The 24,545-nt window shown below is 65.0% G+C and carries 23 protein-coding genes and 1 pseudogene; 8 read left to right on the plus strand and 16 right to left on the minus strand.

What is annotated here, in order from left to right; translation table 11 throughout:
* Positions 1–52: 52 nt before the first annotated feature.
* The 4 genes from CH274_RS24760 to CH274_RS30100 form a co-directional block, all read right to left on the minus strand.
* A complete protein-coding gene (locus CH274_RS24760; RefSeq protein ID WP_024793402.1) occupies positions 53–1,219 on the minus strand; it encodes a site-specific integrase in 1,167 nt (388 codons plus the stop codon).
* 205 nt (positions 1,220–1,424) lie between these two features.
* On the minus strand, positions 1,425–2,657 hold the full coding sequence (locus tag CH274_RS24765; RefSeq protein ID WP_179275859.1) for a TniQ family protein: 1,233 nt from the start codon (positions 2,655–2,657) through the stop codon (positions 1,425–1,427).
* Positions 2,654–3,457: a TniB family NTP-binding protein gene (locus tag CH274_RS24770; RefSeq protein WP_256988373.1), complete on the minus strand. Its 804-nt coding sequence runs from the start codon at positions 3,455–3,457 to the stop codon at positions 2,654–2,656. The genes CH274_RS24765 and CH274_RS24770 overlap by 4 nt, the downstream gene beginning before the upstream one ends.
* Before the next feature lie 138 nt (positions 3,458–3,595).
* The gene (locus CH274_RS30100) at positions 3,596–4,501 is read right to left on the minus strand and encodes a Mu transposase C-terminal domain-containing protein (protein WP_256993688.1); all 906 of its coding nucleotides are present in this window, start codon (positions 4,499–4,501) and stop codon (positions 3,596–3,598) included.
* 181 nt (positions 4,502–4,682) lie between these two features.
* Between CH274_RS30100 and CH274_RS30105 the strand changes: the two genes are divergently transcribed.
* From CH274_RS30105 to CH274_RS24785, 3 genes are all read left to right on the plus strand, one after another.
* Entirely contained in the window at positions 4,683–4,820 is a 138-nt protein-coding gene (locus tag CH274_RS30105; RefSeq protein ID WP_256988375.1) for a hypothetical protein, read from the plus strand.
* Between the two features lie 752 nt (positions 4,821–5,572).
* Entirely contained in the window at positions 5,573–5,995 is a 423-nt protein-coding gene (locus tag CH274_RS24780) for a hypothetical protein (RefSeq protein ID WP_032370903.1), read from the plus strand.
* An 85-nt stretch (positions 5,996–6,080) separates the two neighbouring features.
* A complete protein-coding gene (locus CH274_RS24785; protein WP_032393448.1) occupies positions 6,081–6,707 on the plus strand; it encodes a DUF305 domain-containing protein in 627 nt (208 codons plus the stop codon).
* A gap of 106 nt (positions 6,708–6,813) precedes the next feature.
* On the opposite strand, the gene CH274_RS24790 is transcribed toward CH274_RS24785, so the two are convergent.
* The 8 genes from CH274_RS24790 to CH274_RS24825 form a co-directional block, all read right to left on the minus strand.
* A complete protein-coding gene (locus tag CH274_RS24790; protein WP_094659247.1) occupies positions 6,814–8,982 on the minus strand; it encodes a heavy metal translocating P-type ATPase in 2,169 nt (722 codons plus the stop codon).
* Between the two features lie 34 nt (positions 8,983–9,016).
* Positions 9,017–9,247 (minus strand): heavy-metal-associated domain-containing protein, encoded by a 231-nt coding sequence (locus CH274_RS24795; protein ID WP_032364250.1) that lies wholly within the window; start codon positions 9,245–9,247, stop codon positions 9,017–9,019.
* Between the two features lie 677 nt (positions 9,248–9,924).
* Positions 9,925–11,166 (minus strand): Nramp family divalent metal transporter, encoded by a 1,242-nt coding sequence (locus CH274_RS24800; RefSeq protein WP_032371006.1) that lies wholly within the window; start codon positions 11,164–11,166, stop codon positions 9,925–9,927.
* A gap of 99 nt (positions 11,167–11,265) precedes the next feature.
* Positions 11,266–12,114 (minus strand): cytochrome c biogenesis CcdA family protein, encoded by an 849-nt coding sequence (locus CH274_RS24805; RefSeq protein WP_032370900.1) that lies wholly within the window; start codon positions 12,112–12,114, stop codon positions 11,266–11,268.
* Positions 12,111–12,743, minus strand: a complete 633-nt coding sequence (locus CH274_RS24810; protein ID WP_080729299.1) for a TlpA disulfide reductase family protein — start codon at positions 12,741–12,743, stop codon at positions 12,111–12,113. The genes CH274_RS24805 and CH274_RS24810 overlap by 4 nt, the downstream gene beginning before the upstream one ends.
* The gene (locus tag CH274_RS24815; RefSeq protein ID WP_032370899.1) at positions 12,740–13,369 is read right to left on the minus strand and encodes a TlpA family protein disulfide reductase; all 630 of its coding nucleotides are present in this window, start codon (positions 13,367–13,369) and stop codon (positions 12,740–12,742) included. Before CH274_RS24815 ends, CH274_RS24810 begins: the two co-directional genes overlap by 4 nt.
* A 55-nt stretch (positions 13,370–13,424) precedes the next feature.
* On the minus strand, positions 13,425–14,072 hold the full coding sequence (locus CH274_RS24820; protein WP_032370898.1) for a vitamin K epoxide reductase family protein: 648 nt from the start codon (positions 14,070–14,072) through the stop codon (positions 13,425–13,427).
* The gene (locus CH274_RS24825; RefSeq protein ID WP_032370897.1) at positions 14,047–14,706 is read right to left on the minus strand and encodes a DsbA family protein; all 660 of its coding nucleotides are present in this window, start codon (positions 14,704–14,706) and stop codon (positions 14,047–14,049) included. Before CH274_RS24825 ends, CH274_RS24820 begins: the two co-directional genes overlap by 26 nt.
* 136 nt (positions 14,707–14,842) lie before the next feature.
* Between CH274_RS24825 and CH274_RS24830 the strand changes: the two genes are divergently transcribed.
* The 3 genes and pseudogenes from CH274_RS24830 (at position 14,843) to CH274_RS24840 (ending at position 17,789) form a co-directional block, all read left to right on the plus strand.
* Positions 14,843–15,241 (plus strand): ArsR/SmtB family transcription factor, encoded by a 399-nt coding sequence (locus CH274_RS24830; protein WP_032370896.1) that lies wholly within the window; start codon positions 14,843–14,845, stop codon positions 15,239–15,241.
* The gene (locus CH274_RS24835; protein WP_094659248.1) at positions 15,234–17,441 is read left to right on the plus strand and encodes a heavy metal translocating P-type ATPase; all 2,208 of its coding nucleotides are present in this window, start codon (positions 15,234–15,236) and stop codon (positions 17,439–17,441) included. Before CH274_RS24830 ends, CH274_RS24835 begins: the two co-directional genes overlap by 8 nt.
* Before the next feature lie 48 nt (positions 17,442–17,489).
* Positions 17,490–17,789: pseudogene (locus CH274_RS24840) on the plus strand (DUF3703 domain-containing protein).
* Between the two features lie 9 nt (positions 17,790–17,798).
* On the opposite strand, the gene ccsB reads toward CH274_RS24840, so the two are convergent.
* Genes ccsB through lnt form a run of 3 tightly spaced genes read right to left on the minus strand, consistent with a single transcriptional unit; the run spans position 17,799 to position 21,894 of the window.
* Positions 17,799–18,761, minus strand: a complete 963-nt coding sequence (gene ccsB / locus CH274_RS24845; protein ID WP_032370894.1) for a c-type cytochrome biogenesis protein CcsB — start codon at positions 18,759–18,761, stop codon at positions 17,799–17,801.
* A 4-nt stretch (positions 18,762–18,765) separates the two neighbouring features.
* Complete coding sequence (gene resB, locus CH274_RS24850) at positions 18,766–20,388, minus strand: cytochrome c biogenesis protein ResB (protein WP_032393456.1); 1,623 nt, start codon at positions 20,386–20,388, stop codon at positions 18,766–18,768.
* Positions 20,389–20,415: 27 nt separating this feature from the next.
* Positions 20,416–21,894 (minus strand): apolipoprotein N-acyltransferase, encoded by a 1,479-nt coding sequence (gene lnt, locus CH274_RS24855; protein WP_094721993.1) that lies wholly within the window; start codon positions 21,892–21,894, stop codon positions 20,416–20,418.
* 319 nt (positions 21,895–22,213) lie between these two features.
* Here lnt and lspA point away from each other — a divergent pair, with 319 nt between their 5' ends.
* Together lspA and CH274_RS24865 are read left to right on the plus strand one after the other, a co-directional pair.
* A complete protein-coding gene (lspA, locus tag CH274_RS24860; protein ID WP_052053813.1) occupies positions 22,214–22,729 on the plus strand; it encodes a signal peptidase II in 516 nt (171 codons plus the stop codon).
* Between the two features lie 205 nt (positions 22,730–22,934).
* A complete protein-coding gene (locus CH274_RS24865) occupies positions 22,935–23,348 on the plus strand; it encodes a Rieske (2Fe-2S) protein (protein ID WP_032370893.1) in 414 nt (137 codons plus the stop codon).
* A gap of 197 nt (positions 23,349–23,545) precedes the next feature.
* Here CH274_RS24865 and CH274_RS24870 read toward each other — a convergent pair whose 3' ends face one another.
* Positions 23,546–24,469, minus strand: coding sequence for a cation diffusion facilitator family transporter (locus CH274_RS24870; protein WP_032370892.1), 924 nt, complete (start codon positions 24,467–24,469; stop codon positions 23,546–23,548).
* Positions 24,470–24,545 lie beyond the last annotated feature (76 nt).

Consider the following 24,545-nt stretch of genomic DNA (forward strand, 5'->3'; position numbering starts at 1 on the left):
GCATCTACCCCTGTCGTCCCGTCGCCGCTCACTGGTTCGGTCGGGTGCCTGGTCATAGGCCGAGCTCGGTGACGGCGTTGCCGACCAGTGGCGCATTCTCGTGAGCGTATGTTTCGACCATTGCGGGTGTGGTGTGCCCGGTTTGGCGCATGATCGCATGCGCGTCGGCACCGTTGCGGAAGGCCTGCGTGACGAAGCCGGAACGGAGGGAATGCCCGCCGAGCTGGGCGACGGTGTCGGGGCCGTATCCAGCTCGAGTAGCGCGGCGGCGGATCGCCGCGTGCACCGCGGCTCCGGACAGGGCTGTGTCGGAGAGGTTGCCGTTCTTGCGGACGGACCGAAACAGAGGGGACCGTTTCTCGACTACAGGAAGGGTGCCGCGGCAGATATGGGAGTCGAATTCCACTGCGCGGGAAAGTATTCGGATGACAGCAACTCTGCCGCCGGTGTCGAACGCTGCGACGATCTGCAGCCATCGCACCCACGCGCAGACCGGACATGACTCGTGGCGGTCGGTGAACGGGAGTGCTTTCACGGTTCCGGTGCCGTCCTGGTCGGTCTTCGATTTGCGGATACGTACGTGCGCGCCGTCGAGGCGGTCGCGGTGGACATCGCGGCATTCGAGCGCCACGAGTTCGCTGCGGCGGAATGCGCCGGTGTAGCCCATCAGCAGTAGCGCGGTGTCGCGGCGTTCGAGGACCTCCGACGCCCAGCCCGCTGCAGTGCGTCGGGCGTGGTCGACGATCGTAGTGATGTCAGCGGTGAGGAGCGGGGCACGGGGTCTGCGGGGCCGCTCCCCCGCAGACGCGTAATCCCGCCGGATACCCGAGAGAGTGGCGCGGACCATCTCGTGCCCGCACGGGTTGTCGTGGCCGGTAGCGCGGTGGCGGTCCGCGACCGCCGCGATCCATTTGTCGAACGTCGACGGCGCATACGCCCGCGTCCCGTCGACGGTGAGCGTATCGGCGGCGCCGACGAGGTACGCCGCCACCGTTGCGGGATGCGCCGGCAAAGCCTGGTGCCCGAGGACGATGCACCAGTTCTCGAATCGACTCCACGCCGAGGCATAGGCACGGCGTGTTCCGGCCGAACGAGAAGCTGCGATCGACTGTTCTATCCGAGCGGCGACCTCGACCGGTAGGTCCGGGAACACTGCCACACCACCCACCGAGACGAGTGAATCCGCGTCCCCGACCTCACCGAGCTGCCGTTCTGCCATGACAAGCACTGTAGCGAGCACCTCCGACAGACTTCTCGAGCCGAAAACACGCTGAGCAGGCCTTTTCGCGATTATGGTGCGGGAAGGAAAATTCTCGTCGGTCACCGCACAAATAACGTTGGTGACTATGACCCCGGCGCGAAAAAGGGCTCTTCGGCTATCGCCGCGCGTGCATCGCGGACGACCCCGCTCCATCGGGCGAGAGCTATGTCGGCGGATGGTGCAGCGGGATCCCGTGGTCGAGGAACAGTTGCACCGTCTCATCCAGCTCCGCTGCGGTGCGGCACCCCCGGAGCAGGAAGTTGTACAACGAACTGGCGGATGCGGGATCGACGCGCGCTGCCGCGATGGCGGCCTCGGCCGCAGCGTGCGCGTCAGCCCACAGATCGCGCTCGGGTGCGGGATAAGACGAGCGCGTCGGAGCTGTCCCGGGATCGACCGGCTCATAGGGTCGTGGGCTCAGCAGAGATGCGTGCGCACCGCCGGCATCGATCTCACCGCTCTCGACCAACGCAATGGCGATCGCCGCGGCCTCGAGGACTTTCGCCTGCTCGTCCCAGTGCAGGTCCTCGAACGGAACCCACGCGGTCCGCAACGGGCGAGAACGACCGGCGGCCTTCCAGATCGCAACGAGCCTCGTCGCCCACCGTCCGGTGCGAACCAGTGGCGAGGACACTTCGTCGACGACGGTGCGCAGAAGCCGGAAGCAAACTGCGGCATGTACCCGGCCTGGGCCGAGTTCCACCCATCCCGTCGTCAGAGCCTCGGTGCTGCGCCGATCGAGGTCCGTGACCGCCGAGGGAACCGGAACGGGCGAGACCCGTTCGTCCGAACCGAACCGGACCTGATCCCAGAAGATTGCATGACCAGGGAAAACAGAGCAGGGTTCGAGTCGACAACGGTGGTCGAGACAGCTGCTCAGCACCGGATATTGATGCAGCAGAGTCATGTTGATATCAGCAGTGGATTCGAGGCTGTCGATACATGCCGGGCATGCCCGACTGCGCGGAGTGCTCGCCCACGGCAACCATGCCTCGCTCGTGGGTGTGCGGCGTCGTCGATCCTCCCTCGCGAGGTCGGCCGGTAGCAGGACCGAGAACTGGTGGACGTAGGTGTCGAAGTCGCAGTCGGCGGGGTCGGTGCTGTCGAGCAACCACGGTGTCCACCCCGCCAACGTCATCATCCGCACCCTCTCTACCGGGACTGCGCCGCGACCGGCCAGCTCGATAAGTATCGGCTCCGGTGTGTAGCGGTCGAGATCCTCGACAGCACAATCGATATCGAGGTCTGCAAGCAGGTCAGAAGGCTTGATGTGCGGATACAGCTCGCATATCCGGGCCACCCAGGACGAGAGGGCCTCACCTGGCAGTGGCTGCGGATGCAGCGGCCACGGGCGAACGTACGCATCATCGGGCATCGCCGCGAGCCGCGCGTTCACGCGAGGTGGCGCTCGAACTGGCGGCGCCGCTCGGTGGGACCGAGGTACAGAGTGCGCGTGAGCACCGATGAGGTGATCGCTTCCTCTCCGCTGTCGACGGCGGTCACTGCTGCGGCAGTGAGCAGCGTTGTCAGTTCACCGATGGTGCCCTCGGAGCGAGTGAGGAGGTAGTCGGTCATCTCCGGTGATGTCAGGTGCGAGGGTTTACGGAGGGGGAAGCTCGTGCTGAAGCTGGCCAGCAGTGATCTGGTGTCGGCAGTGTTGGTACAGACCGGCAAAGTCATGGGATGGAATCGGTTCTCCAGCTGGGGATCGGTCCGGATGGCGAGGTAGGCGTCGCGGGTTCCGACAGCGACAAGAGGAATGCGTAGTTCGTTGCCCAGGAACCGCAGCACGTTCAAGAATTCGCGGCGGACGTTGTCGCGGCCAGCGAGAACATTGTGGAGCTCGTCGATGATCAACATCTTCACGCCGGTGGCGCGGAGCAGCATCAATGCTTGCTGTTCGAGTTCGTGGACCCGATTGCGGGGCCTGGTCGGTGTTCCCAACGCTGTGAGCAGTGCGAGGTAGAACCGGCCGGGTGACGGGTCCGGGGGCATCTGCATGCACAACACCGGTATCTGCTCGCGGTCGGACAAGCTGATCGGCGGATGAGTGCGCCGGAACTTTTCGATGATCATCGACTTGCCGTTGTTCGTCGGACCGAGCAACAGTAGGTTCGGCATACGCTGTCGGTCCGGCCACGACAGCAACGTCTCCAGATGGTCGATGACCGTACGGGCCTGCGGATACCCGTCCATCTCTCCGACCGGATCAACCGGATCCGCTCCGCGTCGTCGAGTGCGGTGAGCGGTCGAACCGACTCCCGCAGGTGCCCCAAATCCTCGCTGGACGACTCGGTGGGTTCGTTGCTGCTTCCTTTCGATGCGGTCATCGGCTCACCATTCCTCGATGTCGCTGAAGACCGGCGTTGCGGTGCCGCCGTCCGTTTCAGGCTCCACCGGCGGGTGGATCGCCGGGATCGGTGCAGACACGGCGCCGGTGAGATGCGTGCGGCGGGCACGGTTGCGCCGGGCTTTGCGGGTGGCTTTCTGCGAGCGGTCGGTGACCTCACGCATCTGCTCGATCATCGAAAACAGTGCGCTCTCATCAACGTTCGACCGACCTTGTTCGCGGAGACGGGCGATAGCAGCTCTGTGCTCCCACAGTGTCACCGCGGGATGTGACATCGTCCGGTACGGCACCTCGACATAGCCTGCACCGTCTGGTTCGAGGACCCAGATTCTGCTCAAATCTCGTGGGTCACGTCTTATCACGAACCGCCCCAACTCCTCTCGCCGCGCAACCCACGGTTTGAGCGCGTTCGAGAAGTAGTGCACGTGATCGAGAACGAAGCCCGTGCGCGTCAGACGTCGCCGGATGACGGGAAGAAAGTCCACCAGGAACGCGGTCTCGCCGAGCACCACACGATGGGCATGACCAGCTGCGGCGACACCGCCGGCCCACACGGCGGCCGGAGTGTTCCCGATCCCTGAATGCACGCTCGCGTGATACGAGGCTATCGCCAGAACCAGCCAGCGCTCCAACTCGCGCAATGTCAACGCGGCGTGCTTGTCCGAGTCGTAATTTCCTCGGTCCGCGGGGTTCGAAAAAGTGGTCCCGGGTAGCTCGTGCACAGCCGTCATCGCCGTTCCGAGAATGCGTTCGACGATCCCGCCGTAATGCGGCCGGCCAGGTGGACGGTATTCGAGGGTGATCGCGTGCTGGGCGCATCCGCGGCGTAACGCTTCGCTTTTGAACTCGGCGGCATTGTCGAGGTATAACCGCTTCGGCTTGCCTGCCATCGGGCCATTGCACCTGTTCGGCCAGCTCGCATGCTTCGAGCCACGTCTGCTTCTCGCTGCACACCCGGCCCAGGCACAACCCAGCAGATACGGCTGACGGTGCCTCCAAAGTGACGACGAACCCGAGGACGGTACGGCTGAAGACATCGATGGCGATCGTCAAGTAGGGGCGACCTATCGTTTGACGCTCGTACTCGTCGACGATCATCACATCGACGACGGTGTGGTCGATCTGGACCTGATCGAGAATCCCCGCAACCGCCGGTGGAACGTCGCCGGCGGACTGACGCGGCCGGGCGGCATCGGGTCCCCCGCGTGACCTGGCCACCGACGCCGGATGGAGGCCGGCGATACGCGCGGTGACGGTGTTCCTGGCCGGCACAGGCAGACCCGCACGGTGACAGGCCAATGCGATACGTCTATGCAGCGCAGCGACACTGAGCTTCTGACGGTGAAGAAAGTATCGAGTCAGATGGTCGGCGATCACTTCCTCGACCTCAGCGGATACTCGGCTGCGGCCACGCCCACCCGACGAGACCTTCGTCAGAAGATCGGTGACCGTCCCCGTCCCGTTCCTGAGCCTGCCGACCAACGTGTAGACCTGCCGCCTGGACAGTCCCAAGCGCTGCGCTGCAGCGTCGACCGCTTCCGAACGCACCGGATGCATCTCCAGCAAGGGAGCCAGGACAGCGAAACGGGTCTCGGCCTGGGACCACCGCTCCCCCGACGCTGTCAGCACACCGGTCTCCACGACGTCGAGCTTGTCGGGGTCCATCACAAGCCTCCCTGTCACCGAGAGCCGAACATGCGACCGTGCACCGCACTTTTGACATCAGAATGTCAGAAGACACGTGCACTCACCCTCGTAACGCCTGCAATGAGTGCAGCCGTCTTCTGAAACTGACAGATTGTCAGATTCAGAAGTGAGCTGCACTGGTTCAGAAGTCGAGTGCACAGCTCCTTAACTGGGGCGGCGTTTCCCAGAGATTCGGCCTCTGCCCGACAGCGGAGGGCGGGCGATCCCCTGGTTCGCCATTACCCCTGGGGGGTATCTCTGCTACCGTCAAGGGCATGCAATTGGCAGTCAGACGTGGTCGACGGGGCACGGCCTCGGTGACCGGTCTGCTAATTGCACTGACGGTGTTCGGTGTCCTGTTGATGCATTCGGTGACACCGATGTCGATGTCCGTAACCGGCTCGATGTCGTTGAACGGCGGCCGTGCCTCGATGGCGACGCCGCTTCATATGTCCGAAACTATGTCGGTTCCGGTGATGGCCGGGGAGCACGACTGCCCGACGGCCCACCAAATGATGCACCCTTGTGTGGGCACGACGGTGTCGTCGCCCGCGCTGACGGTCCCGGCGTTGAGCGCAGCCATCGATCCAGTACCGACGCTACTCAACCGGACCGTCGGATGCACCGATTCCACGCTCGAACGTGCACCGCCGTGGACGTTGTGGGAGTTGGACAGATCGGTGACCTTGCGAGTGTGACAGGGAGCCCGGTAGACGCGCGTCGACCGGCGGACCGAAACACGTCACACACCCCTGATTGTCCACTCTTGCAAGGAGATTCCACATGCGTACCAAAGTCATGGCTTCACTCGCTGCCGCCGCCGCCAGCGCGTTCCTCGTCGTCGGCTGTAGCAACGACTCGACCGAGTCGTCGATGGACGGGCACTCCATGGGCTCGATGTCCTCCGCACCGATGTCCTCGGCCCAAGCAAGCGCGTCCGCAGAGTTCAACGATGCCGACGTGATGTTCGCGCAGATGATGTATCCGCACCACGCCCAAGCAGTCGAGATGGCCGACATGGCGAACGGCCGCACCGACAACCCGGACGTGCTGTCGCTGGCATCGGCGATCGCCGGCGCACAGCAGCCCGAGATGGACCAGATGACCACCTGGCTCACCGAGTGGGGCCAGCCCATGCCCGACATGGACATGGGTGACATGGGCGGGATGGACCACAGCTCTGACAGCGGCATGATGACCGCTCAGGACATGGACGCGTTGATGGCAGCGTCGGGACCCGAATTCGACCGCCAGTGGTTGACGATGATGATCGCCCACCACACCGGTGCCATCGAGATGGCGAACACCGAAATCGCAGACGGTTCCAACCCTGACGCCCTGGAGATGGCCCGCACCATCGTCGCCACCCAGCAGCAGGAAATCGAGACCATGCAGCGGCTGCTCGGCTGACCTGGTCCGCTACGCGAAACGATGGCCGCATCCTCTCCGGTGAAGAGGATGCGGCCATCAGCGTTTCGCAGTCGTCAGGGCTGCGTTCCCGGTATGAGATCAGCTCTCACAGTGCCGGTTCGCGCTGCGACGGAGGATTGGAATTCGCTTCGTTCACCGCTCCGGTGATGGCGTCGGGCGCGAGGTCGAGTCGCCGAAGCAGTTGCGCGTTCGCGGCGACGATGATCGTCGACAGCGACATCAGGATCGCGCCGATCGACATCGGCAGTACGAACCCAATCGGTGCGAGCACTCCTGCCGCGAGTGGGACTGAGATGAGGTTGTATCCCGCTGCCCACCAGAGGTTTTGCTTCATCTTCCGGTACGAGGCGCGCGAGAGTTCGATCACCGACAACACCGACCTCGGGTCGTCGCTGGCGAGGATCACTCCGGCCGATGCGATAGCGACGTCGGTGCCGGCCCCGATCGCGATACCGACATCGGCCTGCGCCAGAGCCGGTGCGTCGTTGACTCCGTCGCCCACCATCGCCACGGTGCGGCCCTCTCGTTGCAGCTCAGCGACGTTGTGGGACTTGTCTTCCGGTTTCACCCCGGCGAAGTAGCGGTCCACCCCGAGCTCGGTCGCGACGGACTTCGCGACAGCATCGGCATCACCGGTGATCATCACCACCGCGATTCCGCGGGCGTGGAGCGCGTCGATCGCTGTGCGCGATTCGGGCCGGATCTCGTCGGCGAGCGCGAGTGCACCGATCACGGCCCCGTCGGCGAGGACGTGCAGGATGATCGCCCCGTCGCCCCGCCACCGGTCGGCGACGGCGAGTTCGGATCCGTGTTCCTGCGCGAGCAGCGCAGGCCCTCCGACCTGGATCCGGACGCCGTCGACGACGGCTGCGACCCCGACAGCGGGGGACGACTGGAAGTCGGTGGCCGCCGGGACGGTCAGGTTCCGTGATCGTGCGGCACCGATGATGGCGCGTGCGAGTGGATGTTCGGAGTCGGCTTCCGCGGCAGCAGCCAAAGCGAGGACATTGTCGGCGGTACGCCCGCCGGTCACCTCGATTGCGGTGACGGTGGGTTCGCCCTTGGTGAGGGTGCCGGTCTTGTCGAAGAGCACGGTGTCTACCGTGCGCATGGTTTCGAGTGCGAGCCGGTCCTTGACCAGAACGCCGCCGCGGGCGGCGCGTTCGGTGGCGATGGAGACCACCAGCGGAATCGCCAGTCCGAGTGCGTGCGGGCAGGCGATGACCAGCACGGTGATGGTGCGGATGACGGCGTCGTCGGGCATCCCGACCAGAGTCCACACCGCAGCGGTGATGATCGCGGCACCGAGGGCGAACCAGAACAACCAAGCGGCGGCTGTGTCGGCGATGCGCTGAGCGCGCGAGGTCGAGTTCTGGGCGTCGGCGACCAAGCGGCCGATGCCGGCGAGGGCGGTGTCCTCCCCTACTGCGGTGACCTGGATGCGCAGGCCGGAGTCGGTGGCTACCGTGCCGGCGACGACCTGGTCGCCGTCGCTGCGGCGGACGGTGCGTGATTCGCCGGTGATCATGGACTCGTCCATGCTCGCCGATCCGGAGACGATGGTGCCGTCCGCCGGTACTCGGCCGCCGGGGCGGACGACAACGACATCACCGAGCTCCAGCTCGGCCGGGGACACCGGCACCACATCGTCGCCGTCGACGCGTTCGGCGACATCCGGGAGCAACGCCGCCAACGAGTCCAGAGCGGAGGTGGTCTGCGCGAGGGATCTCATCTCGATCCAGTGCCCGAGCAACATGATCACGATCAGCAGCGCCAGTTCCCACCAGAAGTCGAGCTGATGATCGAGCAGGCCCAGGCTCGCTCCCATCGACGCGACGAATGCGACGGTGATCGCGAGGGCGATGAGCAGCATCATTCCCGGTGCACGTGAACGGATTTCACTCACCGCGCCGGTGAGGAACGGGGAACCGCCCCAGGCATACATCACCGTTCCGAGCACCGGGGAGACCCAGGCGATCCACGCTGCGTCGGGCAGCGAGTATCCGAGGAGCATCGCGAACATGTTCGAGGCAACGATCACCGGGACGGCGAGGACCAGCATGACCCAGAACAGGCGACGGAACATGCCGACGTGATCGCCGTGACCGGCATGGCCACCGTGCCCGGTATGGCCTTCGTGTTCAGTCTGCTCGCCGTGTCCGGTGTGGGCTGCGCTGTGTCCAGACGGGTCGTGGCCCGACTGTGTGCCCGCTGTCTCGGCCACGCCGACATCGGCATGTGTGTGGTTGTTCATCGCGGTAAATCCTTCTCTCCGCCGAGTTCAGCGGCTACGCGGTGCGTGAATCTGCGGGTTGCGGTTCGGCTGTGTAGCCGGCATCGCGAACGGCAGCGACGACCTGGGCGTGGTCGGGCTCGTCGGCGCTCGTCACCGTCAGCGTCCCCGCCGACGCCGATGCTTCGACCGTGTCGACCCCGGCCACAGCACCGACTTCTTCCCGGACCGACGCCTCGCAGTGTCCGCAGGTCATGCCGGTGACTCGGTAATTCGTGGTGATCATGAGGTACTCCTTCATCCTGAATAATACCCCCAGGGGGTACCTAGCGACGACTCGGACCATACCCCCTCCCCGTATTGCTTGGAAGGGGGACAGCATTCAACGATCTGACGGCGAGGGCTATCGCGGATCTCGACGATCGCGACTGGGACGTTCCGATGCTCGCGGACGTATTGGAGTCAGTGGACCGGCCTACCGGCGGCGCTTGATCGACCCCCATCGGCTGGCTCACTGCGAGCGTGGTCGATTGTTTGCAGGGCGGTGAGGACGATTGCACCGCCTGCTCGGCGATTTCGGCGGGTAGTGGTGGTCCACCGACGGTTCTATCCGTATGACGGCGAGTATGACAATTGGGCACTGACAGAGCTGTTCTGTTGCAACAGTTTCGGGTCGCGCCGTACTTCGTCCTGGCTTCAGAGATAGAGCAGGTGTGGTGGTGCGGTGCCGTCGAAGCGCTCGAGGACGCCGTTGGGCTCAGAGCGTGTGACTTAGATCCACAGAATCCTGCAAAAATTGAGGCAGGAGTGCTCGACTCTCGCTGCCGCAGTGGCACTGTGGCCCGTTGGTGTGGAAGAAAGGTACGCGGCCTCTCCCCCGCTGACTGCTGAAGGGCGGCGAGGTGTCGGTAGAGGGTGACTCTGCCGACACCGAGGACTGATGCGATCCCGGTTTTGGTGCAGTCAGACCACGGTCAGATAGATCAGTGCAATGTTGAGTGCGACGACGATTCCCGCGATGAGCCATGCCGCGTATGCCGTGATCCGGTGATTGACATCGCCGCCCATCAGGATGCGGTCCGAGGTGAACCGCACCAAGGGAATCAACGCGAATGGGATACCGAACGACAGCACGACCTGCGAGACGACCAGTGCCCGACTGGGGTCGACTCCTGCTGCCAGAATTGCCAGTGCGGGAACAAGTGTCACCAGTCGTCGCACCAGAATCGGAATGCGCTTACGTAGTAGCCCGTCCATGATCATCGCCCCCGCGTACGCCCCGACCGATGTCGATGCAAGGCCCGAGGCCAGCAGGCCCACCGCGAACAGCAGTGCTACCACCGGCCCCAGAGTGTCACCCACTGCTGCGTGAGCTCCGTCGATGGAATCGACGCCCTCGCGGCCCCCCAGCGTCGAGGCCGCCAACAGCAGCATCGACATGTTCACTGCCCCGGCCAGCAGCATCGCCAACCCGACATCGATCCGGGTGATCCGCAACAACCGCTGACGGACGGGCCCTGCCTCGGGGTGTCCGTGCCTGTCACGTGCTAGACCGGAGTGCAGGTACACCGCGTGCGGCATGATCGTCGCACCGAGCATCGCGGCGGCGATCAACACACTTTCCGCGCCGTCGAACCGCGGAATGAGACCGGCGGCGGCCTCGGTGAACGATGGCGGTTCCACGACGACGCTGGCAAGAAATCCGACGGCGATGACACCGAGTAGCCCGAGAATCACGAACTCGAAGGGCCGTTGGCCCCGGCGATCCTGGACCATCAGCAAGATCATCGATACGGCCCCGGTGATGAGGCCGCCGATCAGGAGCGGCAGGTCGAAGAGCAGGTAGAGGGCGATCGCACCGCCGACGATTTCGGCGAGGTCGGTCGCCATGGCGACCACCTCTGCTTGCCCCCAATATGCCAGTCGCACAGTCCTGCTCGACTTCTCGCGGACTACTTCGGGCAGTGTCATTCCGGTGACGATGCCGAGTTTGGCGGAGAGGAACTGGACGAGACCGGCCATCACGTTCGCGGCAACGATCACCCAGACCAGCAGGTATCCGAACTGCGCACCGGCGCTGACGTTGGAGGCGACGTTGCCGGGGTCGACGTAGGCGATCGCTGCGACGAAAGCGGGTCCGAGCAGAACGAGGCCCGACCGAAACCTCGAGGGCGGCCGAGACGATCGGCGCTGCAGCACAGACATGACCACACCCTCCGGCACCAACAGTATGTCAGGACCCTGAAAATATAGTTCGGCTACCCGAACAATGCAATGCGGCGGGGTGGTTTGGCGACATCTCGATCAGATGGGCAGGACCACTGCACTGACGAATTCGTTGCGGATCCAGGCGATGAACAACCCCCACACTCCGGTCAGCAGCGCGATGCCGACGGCGATCATGATGACACCGCCCGCGATCTTGATCTTCTGTGAGTTCCTTCGAAGCCACCCCACACCTCGCATCGCCGAACTCGAGCCGAACGCGAGGACGACGAACGGTAGGCCGAGTCCCATGCAGTACGCGACGATGAGAGTGACCCCGCGGGCTGCGGTTGCACCTTCGGTTCCTGCCGCGACAGACAGAACGCCGGCGAGGGTGGGGCCCAGACACGGTGTCCAGCCGAGCGCGAACACACCGCCGAGCAGCGGCGCTCCGGCGAGGGACGAGATCTGCTGAGGTGCGTATCGGGTGTCGCGTTGCAGAACGGGTATCAATCCGATGAACGCTGCACCCATGATGATCGTGATGACGCCGCCGACTCGTTGAAGTACTTGCTCGTTGATGCGCAAGGTGCCGATGACTCCGAAGATCGAGGCTGTGGCGAGGACGAAGACGATCGTGAATCCGGCGACGAACAACGACGCTGCGCCGGCCACACGCCAGCGATTCGCCAGCTCCGGCGACGACGTGTCGGTGGTCGAGGTGCCGGTGGTCGAGGTGCGGGGCGATCGGGTATCGGCTGATTGGGCGTCGGCACCGGCGATTCCTGCCAGGTAGGACAGGTATCCCGGCACCAGCGGCACCACGCACGGGGAGGCGAACGAGACCAGCCCGGCGAGCATGCATGCCGCGATCGCGAGCAGTAGGGGCCCGCTCGATGCCGCGTTCTGGAAGGCCGACCCGATGTCTTGGGCGAGAAGAGTCGTCATTCCGCGGCTATCCGTTCGACGACGGGAAGGAGGTCGTCGGTGAGCAGGGCGCGCATGAAGACCGCGGCCACGCGGTGTGAACGGTCGAGTACCAGCGTCGAGGGGATCACGCTGGTCGGGTAGTTTCCGCCGAGGGCGATCAGGGTCCGCATCGAGGGGTCGTAGATCGAGGGGTAGGAGACGTCGTTGTCGACGACGAAGTCCTGCGCTTTGTCCTTCTGTGGATCTCTGACGTTGAGGCCGAGGAATTGCACGCCACGCTCGCGGGTGGTCTCGTAGACCTCTTCGAGGTCGTCGGCTTCGCCGCGGCAGGGGCCGCACCACTGGCCCCAGAGATTGATCACGACGACCTTGCCGTCGTAGTCCGACAGAGCGGTCGTCTTGCCTTCCTCCATCAGATCGGGGCCGGCGAGTTCGCCTATGGTTCCGCGTGTTTCGGGGGGATCGTAGACGATGTCGGTTCGACCGCCGGGGGCGACGAAGTCGAAGCTGCCTCCCGGGGGCGCAGCCTGTGCGCCGTCGGAGCATCCGGAGATCAGTAGTACGAGGGCAAGAATCGATCCAATTGCCGCGGTGGGCGTGCTGCCCTGACGGCGCGCACCGACCCACACTGGTGGGAAGCGTGTCATGAGGTGAAATCCTTTACTGCAGTGCGGATCTGGTCTGTCGTCTCGAACACCGTCGGGTCGGTGACGCGCTCGACCGTTCCGTCCGGGCGGAGGAGAAAGCTCAGGGGAAGGACCGGCGGTGCCGAGAGCGCGTCCAGGACGCTGCCGCCGTCGATGTAGTTCGGATAGCGGACGCCCAGTTGCGTGAGCAGCGCGGCCGCGTCCGCGGGCCGGTCCTCGACGTCGATTCCGATGACTGGGATCGCGTCGGGTTCTGCGGTGTAGGCATCGAGTACGGGCATCTCGGTGCGGCACGGGCCGCACCAGGATGCCCACAGGTTGATCAGCGTCACCTCGCTTCCGAGAACGTCGGCGAGATCGACATCGTCGGCGCTGCCGATGCAGCGCGCTATCACTCCTGCCAGCGGACCGCCTTCGCGCGGTACCGGCGGCGGACACAGCGGTAGCGCTGTTGCTCGTGCCGCGTCATCCGGCGGGCGGGACAGTGTGGGTTCGGGTCCGACCGGCGCGACATTGTTGGCGATGGCCTCGGACGGGCCGCCCTCGACGCCACCGGAGCGGGGCCACAGTGCAACGATCGATGCAACGACAACGACGAGCATGACGATCGACCAGCCGCGCGTCATCGCCGTGACCTTCTTTCTCGAGAGAGCGGCAGAGGGGCGAACGGTACGTCGCGGATCATAGGAGCGTGGACCAGTACGACCAGAAACGCTGCGCGATCAGGGCGATGAGGACGAGAAACCACACGGTCAGTGGAATCGAGTGATTGCGAATCAGCGAGTCAAGCCATGGCCGAAACCATTGCCCAAGAGCGGATTTCGACCTGGCGCGGTCGAGGTTGCGCAGCGTGACGTACCAGAAGATCGGTACGGTGACCGCCCACACCGCCATGCAGTACGGGCACAGGGCACCGATCTCGTACAGGCTCTGCGCGATCAGCCAGTGCACGAAGACTGCGGCAGCAGTGACACCGACCTGCATTGCACCCCAGAACCACTGCGCGAACACCGCACCGGCGAGAAGGGCGGCACCCACTGCCGCCACGACGGCGAAGCCTGCGATCCCGAGAAGGGAATTGGGAAATCCGAACGCAGACGCCTGCGGGGTGTCCATCACCGATCCGCAGTTGAGTACCGGGTTGATGCTGCAGGTCGGGGCGTAGGCGGGATCGAGCGCCAGAGCGAACTTCTCTACTGTGAGCACGAACGCGGCGGTCAGGCCGATCAGGCCGCCCACCAGTAGCAGCCAGGGCAGGCCCCGGGCGAACGGTCCGCTGCGTCGGGTGAGAGCGGCTGCGGGGTCAGCCGAGTGCAGCGTCGAGGGCATCGGCGAGGTCTCCGTAGGTGGTGGGTTCGATCTTGGTGCCGTTGAGGAAGAACGTCGGGGTGCCCTGCACGCCGAGCGCGATCCCGTCCGCGACGTCGGCCTCGATGCGCGCGAGCGTCGCAGGGTCGGTGTAGGCGGCATCGAAGGCGCTCATGTCGAGCCCTTGCTCGACGGCGAAGCTGCGGAACAACTCGTCCTGCGGAACCTGCTGTTCGCCCCACTGCGCCTGCGTTTCGTACATGCGCTGATACATCGCCTCGAATCCGCCCTGCTGGGCCGCGGCCTCGACTGCGCGTGCGGCTCGTTCGGCATTGAAGTGGGAGGCGATCGGAAAGTAGCGGGCCACGAAGCTCACCCGGTCGCCGTACTCTTCACGCAATTGCTCGATCGCCGGGTAGGCCGATCGGCAGGCCTCGCACTCGAAGTCGAGGAACTCCACGAACGTGACCCGGCCGTCGGGCACCGAGTTCAACCGATGACTGTTCTCGCGCACCGCAATCGAGGCAGGGTCGGTCGCGGCCTGCTCGGCGGCGGCAGCATCCGGAGACCCCGATCGATCCACCACCAGAAATACAGCCAACGCGGCGGCGAACACGATCACCAGGGACAAGGAAATCTTCAACGCTCGGCTCATACAACTACCTTCTCGATTCGTTCGGACTGATCAATGGGCCCGATATGGGCGTTTCGACCCGCTATGACACTAACAATCGTGCGAACGTTGACTAATGGTCCTTCCCTAACGATCGCATGATTGTTAGATTGTGCCCATGGCCTTGGAACCTCTGGACTCGTGCGATCTGTTGTGTATGGACCTCCCTCACGCCGAGAGGGTGCGCGCTACTCTGCCCGCGCTCGGCGATATCGAACCGGTCGCCGACGCTGCCCGAGCATTCGGCGACCCCACCCGACTGACCATCGCGCTCGCGTTGAACGCCGGCGGGCAGATGTGTGGCTGCGACATCGCGTGGATCGTGGGACAGAGCCAGAAGCTGGTCTCCCACCATCTCCGCAAACTCAAAGCCGCGGACGCCGTCACATCGAACAGAGACGGAAAGTTGGTCATGTATGCGCTCACCGACCGCGGCACCCGACTGCTCGCGACACTGACCGAGGTACTGCCCACCACCTCGATCGTCGCTGAAGTCACCGGGGTCGATCATGGCTGACGCGTGCTGCGGACCTACCCCGGCAGCGCCGACCACCGAATCCACTGCTGACGGTGCGGGCACGGGAGGTCCAGCTCCAACCGATGCACTCCCGAGGTTGTGGCAGGTCCGCGAGCTGCAACTCGCCTCGGCCGCCGCGATCATCCTGGGCGCATCGTGGTTGCTCGGTCGAACGGGTGCCGATGCGGTTGCGACCGTCGGCGCTCTGATCGCTGCCGCGATCGCCGCCGTCACCTTCGTTCCCGCGACGGTGAGAAATCTGCGACACGGACGCATCGGTGTCGGCACGCTGATGACGATCGCGCTGCTCGGTGCCATCGCATTGGGCCAGATCCCCGAGGCCGCGATGCTCGGTATCTTGTTCTCCGTCGCCGAGGGGCTCGAGGAATACGCGGTCACCAAGACCCGCCGCGGACTGCGCGCACTCCTGTCCTTGGTGCCGCCGACGGTATCTGTCCTGCGCGGTGGAACCGAGCAGGCCCTGTCCCCCGACGATGTCGTGATCGGGGACATCATGGTGCTGCGGCCGGGTGAGCGAGCTGCCACGGACGGCACCATCGCTCGCGGTTCGACGAATCTGGACGTGTCTGCGATCACCGGCGAGTCCGTGCCCATCGAAGCCGGTGTCGGTGACGAGGTGCATGCCGGTGCCATCAACGGCGGCGGGGCCATCGAGGTCACCGTCACCGCGCCGGCATCGGAGAGTTCGCTTGCTCGCATCGTCCGCATCGTCGAACAGGCCCAGGACCGCAAAGGGGCCGGCCAACGGCTGGCGGACCGTATCGCACGTCCGCTCGTGCCCTCGATCATGATTCTCGCCGTACTCGTCGCCGGCGTCGGTGCGGTGCTCGGTGACCCCATGTTGTGGCTCGAACGCGCACTGGTGGTCCTGGTCGCGGCATCACCGTGCGCGTTGGCCATCTCGGTGCCGCTGTCGGTGGTGGCGGCGATCGGGGCTGCGAGTCGCAACGGGGCATTGATCAAAGGCGGTGCAGCAGTGGAAGAGCTGGGCCGCATTCGCGTCGTCGCCTTGGACAAGACCGGCACCCTCACCGCAGGACGACCGGAGGTCGTCGACGTCGTCACCGCTGCGGGAATCAGCCGCGACGCCGCGCTGGCCGTTGCTGCTGCGCTCGAAGCGCGCCGCGAGCATCCACTCGCCCGCGCCGTACTGGCCTCCGTATCGACCGTCGCGGCCGCCGATGATGTCACTGCCATCGCCGGGCACGGCCTGACCGGCACCCTCGACGGTGCCGCGATCAGGCTCGGGAAACCGAGCTGGTTCGACACACACCCCAGCTCCGAGGTGTTCCGCGCCGACGTCGCTCGTCTGCAGAGCGGCGGTGCCACAGTCGTTCTCGTCGAACGCGCCGGAGTTCTGATCGCTGCGATCGCCGTCCGCGACGAACTGCGGCCCGAGGCCGCCGAGGCTGTCCGCCAACTCACCGCGCTCGGTATCGACACTGCGATGCTCACCGGCGACAATGCGCTCACTGCGCAGGCTCTGGCGACCCAGGCGGGCATCACCGCCGTCCACGCCGAACTACTGCCCGAGGACAAAGCGGCCCTGCTGACCGACATCGCGGCCGGACGCAAGATTGCCATGGTCGGCGACGGCATCAACGACGCTCCCGCCTTGGCGACCGCAGATGTCGGTATCGCCATGGGCGCCATGGGAACCGACGTTGCCATCGAGACCGCCGATGTTGCCCTCATGGGGGAAGACCTCCGGCATCTACCGCAGGTGCTGGCCCACGCTCGACGCGCCCGGCGCATCATGATCGAGAACATCGCCTTGTCGATCGCCATCATCGGCGTGCTCGTCCCACTGGCTGCCACCGGTGTCCTCGGTTTGGCGACTGTGGTGCTCGTCCACGAACTCGCCGAAGTCCTGGTCATAGCCAATGCGATTCGCGCCGCCCGCACCACACCGTTGGACGGGTTCGTGCCCCCGCCCGCGGCGTCCGGTGCCCTCAACGTCACGATCGCACCCGCAGCGGCCTTCGAGGATGCCTGCTGCGCTCCGGCTCCGACGCCGAGGAACACCGCACCTCTCGCATCTGGGAACCTACTGGCCTCCACCACCGCAACGTCACCGTCGGCGGTCGGAGCAGACGATGGCAGCTCCGTGTGCTCGGATGGATGTACCTGCTGCACATCGACCCCCGCGTACGGCGAACTCTTCCGCGGACAGAGGTAGAGACCTGCGGGCGGTGATCGGACTGCACGCAGGCTCTACGGGATCGACATGACCGCAGCAGCACGGGCATCGACAACAGAGGTGCGCTGGTACCACCTCGAACGAGCACACATCCTCTCGCAGCCCTGTTGACGGTTGCATGCTCGCAACCACGCCGCGATGTTGAAAGCTGCGGCGGTAGAACATGATCGGCGCGAATCCTGGGGCCAGTTGATTCGGATCGTGGTCGCTGCTCCAGGATCGTGGTCGGGGCGATACCCGGCCGGTAACACCGGCCGGGTCGAGGCGGGACTGATGTCGCCGATGCCCATTCCGCAGGACCTTGCGGACGCGCTGGAGGGCACGTAGCGGGAGTCATCAGTTCAGGCCTGCGTAGGAGTGCAGGCCGGAGACGACCATGTTGATGATGAACAGGTTGAACAGCATCGCTACGAATCCGGCGATGTTGATCCATGCTGCGCGGGTGTTGCGCCATCCGCTGGTGGCGCGGGCGTGTAGGTAGGAGGCGTAGACGATCCAGGTGATGAAGGAGACCGTTTCTTTCGGGTCCCAGCCCCAGAATCGGCCCCATGCGGCTTCGGCCCAAATGGCACCGAGGATGACGCCGACGCCGAAGAGTGGAAATGCGAAGATCGTGGTCTTGTACGCCACGATGTCCAGTGTCTGCGCGGAGGGCAGACGGGCGACGATTCGGCTCATTCTGCTCCCCGAGGCCTCGGGATGCTTCATGCGGATCAGGAACAGCGCGCTTGCAACCCCGGAGATCAAGAACACCCCGCTGCCGAGCGAGACGATGGAGACGTGCACCGGCAGCCAGTACGACTGCAGTGCCGGTACCACCGGTGCTGCGTTGGCGTACAGCACGGTGCCGGCGACGAACAGGAGGATCAATGTCGGTACCAGGACGAACAACCACAGGGTGCGCAGTTGCTTGGAGCGCAGCACCACCAGTGCAGCCAGTACACCGGCCGCGCAGGTGACCGAGACGAATTCGTACATGTTGCCCCACGGCGGCCTGCTGGCGGCGATCCCGCGAAGAACGATCGACCCGACATGCAACGTCAGCGCCACCATCACCAGCCCGAGGCCTGTGCGCCCCAGGCGTTCGGACGGAACCCGCCGGGGTGCGTCGGGAATGCGACCGGGTGTCGTCGACGTCGCGGCGATTATTCGCGTGCGCAGTCGCTCCGTGTTGTGCAGTGTCGCCGCACGGGTCGTCGCGAGCTGGCCGAGGAACGCCATCGCGGCGAGGAGATAGACCACGAACGCGGTCTCGAAGCTGATGTCGCTCCAACGGGCGAGGGTGTCGTCGATCGGCATGGTGTTACACCGTTTCTCTGTCGTGGTTCTCGGACAGGCTCTGCGTGTGCGGCCAGATCTTCGACCGGAGGGTCTCGAATTCGGGTCCCCAGCCGGCGTGATCGGTGCGAGCCAGTCCGCCCATGTCCACGCCCGCGCGGCCGTGTTCGGCAGGGTGGATCCGAAACCAGACACGACGGCGGGTGATCACCAGGGAGATCAGTAGTCCGGTCATCATCGTGACCGCGAACACGAGCACCCACCGCTGCGCGGGGTCGTATCCGACCTGGAGGTTCGCGAATTCCTTGGCCCCGTCGAACCGGACGACGGTGCCGTCGGTGAGGGTTGTCGATTCTCCGGGCCGCAGGTTGACTCGGTCCTGCTTGACCAGCCGTCCCTGGTTGATCATCTCCTGGTCCAGGGAGAAGATCGACTGCGGGATGCCGGTGTCGAGACCGGTGTCGCCTTTGTAGATGTCCACTGCCACAGCGGGATCGACCAGTTCCGGGAAGCGGGAGGAGAGCAGGTTTCCGTTGAATTGCGCGGTGGGCGCGAAGAGTCCTTCGATGGCGATCTGCCCTCGGCGGCGTTCGTCGGCGGTGGCGTAGGTCCCCCCGGGTGGGTCGAATCGCAGCGCGCCGCTGCTGAGGAACGTGGTGGCGTCGTCGGGGCGGAACTGCAGGGCTTCGGTGCGGGTCTGGCCGTCGGGGAAGGTGACGGTGAATTCGGGGGCGTAGCCGTGTCCGGTGAGGTAGATGCGTTCGTCGCCGAGCCGGAGGGGTTCGTTGACTTTGAGTTGATAGTCGCGCCAGGTGTCGGCGGCGATGTCGTCGGCGCTCTGGTAGGAGATGTTCGAGGTGAACATCTCGGCCTGACCGTTCTCGAGGTAGTCGGCGGTGAAGTCCTTGACCCGGATACAGAACGGCTCGAGGCCGGTGCCGTCGGTGCTGTTGCCGGCGCGGAAGGAGTCGTAGACGGCGGGAGAGGTGTTGCAGAAACCGGGTCCGTTGTCGGCGATGACGATGACCGAGCCTTCGTAGCCGAACAGTTTGCCGATGGCGATAGCGGCGAGCAGGCCGATCAGCGAGAAGTGGAAGAGCAGGTTTCCGGCCTCGCGGGTGTAGCCCTTCTCGGCCGAGAGGGTCAGTGCCCCATCGGGCTCGGGCCGCACGACGGTACGCCACCCTTTCAAGTGCGGCGCGATGTCGGCGATCACCTTCTCGGGGTCGCCGGCGAGGGTGCCCGAATGATGCAACGGTAGTCGAGTGAGATTTCGGGGTACTCGAACAGGTTGTGCGCGAAGAGCTTTACCGTGCTCGATCAACCGGGGAGTCAGACAGCCGATCAGAGACACGAACAGCAGGACGTAGATCGCGGTGAACCAGGAACTTGCGAACACGTCGAACAATTCCAGTGTGTCCATCACCGGCCCGAGAGCCGGGCGGGCGGCGATGTAGGCATCGACGGCCTGGGTATTGAGATTGCGCTGCGGCAGCAATGCGCCGGGGATTGCTGCGGCGGCGAGGAGGAACAGCAGCACCAGCGCTGTCCGCATCGACGTCAGTTGTCGCCACCGGTTGCGCAGCATCGCCACCGTTCTGCGCACCAGTCCCGGCGAGTGCGCACTGGGGTGTTCGTCGATCGTCATCTCCGCACACCCTTCACCGACCACCATCTAAATACTACGCGACATAGTAGTTTGCGGGTTCGGTGTGGTGGAGCGTGGTCGGCGCAGCAGCGAGAACGCCAGTGCCGCAACAGCGCCGGTAGCGGCAATCCATTCCGGAACGCTGCCGGTGATCGTCGCCGGGGTGAGCGTGGTGCTCAGTGACACCTCGGTGACGACAGCTGCGGGGGTGAACAGCTCCGTGCGCTCGACGACCTCCCCGCGTGCATCGATGACGGCGCTGACGCCGCTGGTGGCCGAAACGACGACGCTGCGCCCGTGTTCGACCGCCCGTACCCGCGACATGGCGAGTTGTTGATAGGTCATGTTCGTCCGACCGAAGGTGGCGTTGTTGGTCGGCACTGCGATCAGCTGGGCACCGGCGCGAACGGAGTCGGTGAGCAATGCGTCGAAGGCGACCTCGTAGCAGGTGGCCACCGCGACGGGCACTCCGGCGAGGTCGACGACGCCGTTGCCCTGACCCGGAACGAAGCGTCCTGCTTGGGCGGCATAGGGAGAGAGTGCGGTGACGATCGTGCGCATCGGCAGGTACTCCCCGAACGGCACCAGTCGACGTTTGTCGTGCCTCTGCCCTGGGCCGGTGACCGGATCCCACACGATCGAAGTGTTCGTGGTGGTGCCGTCGCCCTGGCGTAGCACCGTGCCGACGAGAATGGGCACTCCGACGGCGCGGGCTGCGGCATCGATACCCGCCGCGGCATCGGGATTGCGCAGGGGATCGATGTCGGAGGAGTTCTCCGGCCAGATGACCAGATCGGGTACGCGTACGCGGCCGGAGTCGATGTCGTCGGCGAGCTCGATGGTGCGCTGAACGTGGTTGTCGAGCACTGCTCGACGTTGGGCGTTGAAGTCGAGACCGAGCCGCGGGACGTTGCCTTGCACCAAGGCGACGGTGACCGTGTCCTGCGGCGGCGGAGCGAACAGTGGAGCCACCACCGTGAGCGCCCCTACAACAGTGGCCGCACCCATGCACGACGCTGCTGCAGTTCTGCGGGTGAACCGATCGGAAGCGATGGCACCGGCCAGAGCGGACCCGATCAGCACCACGACGAACGACAACCCCGGCGCGCCGATCAACGCAGCCAGAGGCAGCAGCGGCCCGTCGGATTGACCGAATGCGATGCGGCCCCAGGGGAATCCGCCGAACGGGACACGTGAGCGCGCAGCTTCGATCGCCACCCAGGCGCTCGCCACCCAGACCGGCGCCCACGGCAGTCGCGACATCCGATCCGCTACCGCGCCGAACATCGCCACGAAGAGGGCCTGAACGACAGCCAGCGCCAGCCACGGCACCGACCCGACGTACTCCCCCACCCACGGCAACAGAGGCACGAAGAACGCCGAGCCGGCAACGAAGCCGTAGCCGGCCCCCGCACGCGCCCCTCGCCCGCGCACAGCCAACAGCAGCATTGCAAGTGCTACCGGAGCGAGAAACCACAGATCGATGGGCGGGAACGTGGCGTACATCGCCAGCCCCGAAGTTGCCGCTGCGGTCAGACGTGCCCAGGTTCGGGGCCCTTCACCTCGACTTGTCCGATACAGCCGCCACACTCGACCTCGGTCGACGCAGGACGGTCCGGGCCCGGGTTCGGCATCGGGCATCGCCCTCATGACGAGGGTGCCGCCGCCCTCACGGCGACACGACGCATCGGGTGGCGGAGAAATCGACGGTATTCATCAACTACTATGGTGCATAGTATTTCAAGTGTTGGCAAATCCGGGGTCACCTGCACCGTCTGCGGTGCACCCGGACGTACGCACGGTGTACACCCGAGAACGAGGACCAGTGACCCGCTCCCCCATCGCCACCGCTCGGCTCCGCGCCGCCGCAACCGCCCTTGTCCTGGCTCTGGTCGCTGCCGCTCTACTGGTCGACTACTGGGCGCAGGCGGCGTTGCCCGGCTCGACGATTCCGCTGCGGATACTCGAGCTGCGACTGGCCTTCAATCGCGGAATGGCGTTCAGCCTGGGTGATTCTCTGCCCGTGTGGGTCGTCGTCGCCGTGACGGCGTCGATCACCACCGGGTTGGCGATCTACGGGTGGCGTACCGCGCCTCACGCGGGTCCGGTCACCACGGCAGCGCTGTCGTTGGTCCTCGCCGGTGCACTCTCGAATGTCCTCGACCGGCTCCTCGACGGCGCGGTCACCGATTACTTTCACACCGGTTGGTGGCCGACATTCAACCTCGCCGACATCTACATCACCTGCGGGGTGGTGCTGATGATCGGGGCGGCACTGTTCACGCGAGAGGCCACAAAGATTACCCCTCGGCCCGCAGTGCCCGACAGCGCCGAATCGTGAACTTGCATGAGATACCTCGGTGCTCGAATCGAATGCCCTGCAGTGCAGACACATTCGCGACAGGACAATCATGCTGATTCGCTCGAACAGTGAGAGTGATCGACACCGAAACGGCTCGAAACATAGTCGACCACAACCACCGACAAGCGATCGTCGCCTCTCGCTCACCGAGGCGCACCGAGGCGCACCGAGGGGAACCTGCTGCATGAGCGACAACATCCCGGCGCTACCGCGCCGTATTTTTCTCGCTACGAGCTGCGCTACAGCGTGCCTGGCTGCCGCCGGATGCAGCGTCGGCGAAGCCCCGTCCGGTGAGGACACCGCTTCCGACGGTCCCATCACCTTGTCGGTGAACGATGTTCCTGTCGGCGGTGGAATCGTGCTCGCCGACCGGCAGGTCGTCGTCACCCAACCGGAACCCGGTACCTTCCGTGCCTTCTCGGCTATCTGTTCTCACCAAGGGTGCACAGTGAACCGAGTCCGCAACGGCACGATCGAGTGCCCCTGCCACAACAGTGCCTTCTCGATCACCGACGGGGCGGTCATGCGCAGCCCCGCTACCGAGCCACTGCCGAACCGCGCCGTGACCAGAACCGTAGATACCCTCACAGTCGACTGATCCATCACCGGGCGGCCGAACATGCGAGGTGGACGGGTTCGGGGTGAACGGTGTCGACCGGGCCGATGTGCGGCAATCGAGGACCCACTCTGTGCCCCCACCCGACTGGTGCCGGTTCCGGTACATCGCTGCCGTGTCGACGACAGCACGGCGTGCCGATCTCGCACCGGGTCGAGACCTGCCTACCAGAGACCTGCCTACCAATTGACCTCTCGGCAACGGCCTTCGCCTTCCTGGGGTTCGACCTGCACAGTGGCGTGCTCGAGACCGAACTCGTCGCGGAGAACCTGCTGCGCTGCAGCGAGCACCCGGGGTGTCTCGGCCTCCGGGGCGACCGTCAGATGCGCCGAAGCGACCTCCATCCCCGACGTCAGTGTCCAGATGTGCAGATCGTGTACCTCTTCGACATCGTCGACACCGGTCAGGGCCTTTTCCACGGCGGCGACATCGATGCCCGACGGAGCGTGTTGCAGCAGAATTCGTACGGCATGACGCCCCAGAGTGAATGCACGCGGCAAAACGAACAACCCGATGGCGACCGCGATGACCGGGTCGGCGTACCGCCACCCGAACACGACGGTGACCAGTCCGCTGACGAGCACTCCGATCGAGCCGAGCATGTCCGCCATCACCTCCAGATACGCACCCCGAACATTGAGGCTCTCTTTCGCACCACTACGCAGAAGGAGGAACGCGATCAGGTTCATGGCCAGACCGAGCAGTGCCACCAACATGACCGGAATCCCGGGCACCTCCGGTGGGTTCGTGATGCGTTGCGCGGCTTCGTAGAGAATCCACCCAGCGACACCGAAGAGCAGCACTGCATTGAACAGAGCCGCGAACACTTCGGCTCGATACAGTCCGAACGTGCGGCCGGTCTTGCGAGACTGCCGCTGTGCGAGTGTGATCGCCACGATCGCCATCAAGACCCCGAACACGTCGGTGAACACGTGTGCGGAATCGGACAACAACGCCAGCGACGAGGTGGACAGACCCACTACCACCTGCGTCACCAACGTAACCGCCCCGAGACCGACAGCGATCCACAGTCGCCCGAGGTGCTTACCGGATGCGCTCGCCGGCGATCCCGGCTCTATCCCGTGGCCATGTCCGTGTCCCATCGTGGGTACCCCTTCTCGGCGTGGTTCGATAGCAGGAACACAACATATTGCGATATGCGCATATATGCAAGTGTCG

It is taken from the genome of Rhodococcus sp. 06-418-5, from assembly GCF_002258285.1.
GTDB lineage: Bacteria > Actinomycetota > Actinomycetes > Mycobacteriales > Mycobacteriaceae > Rhodococcoides.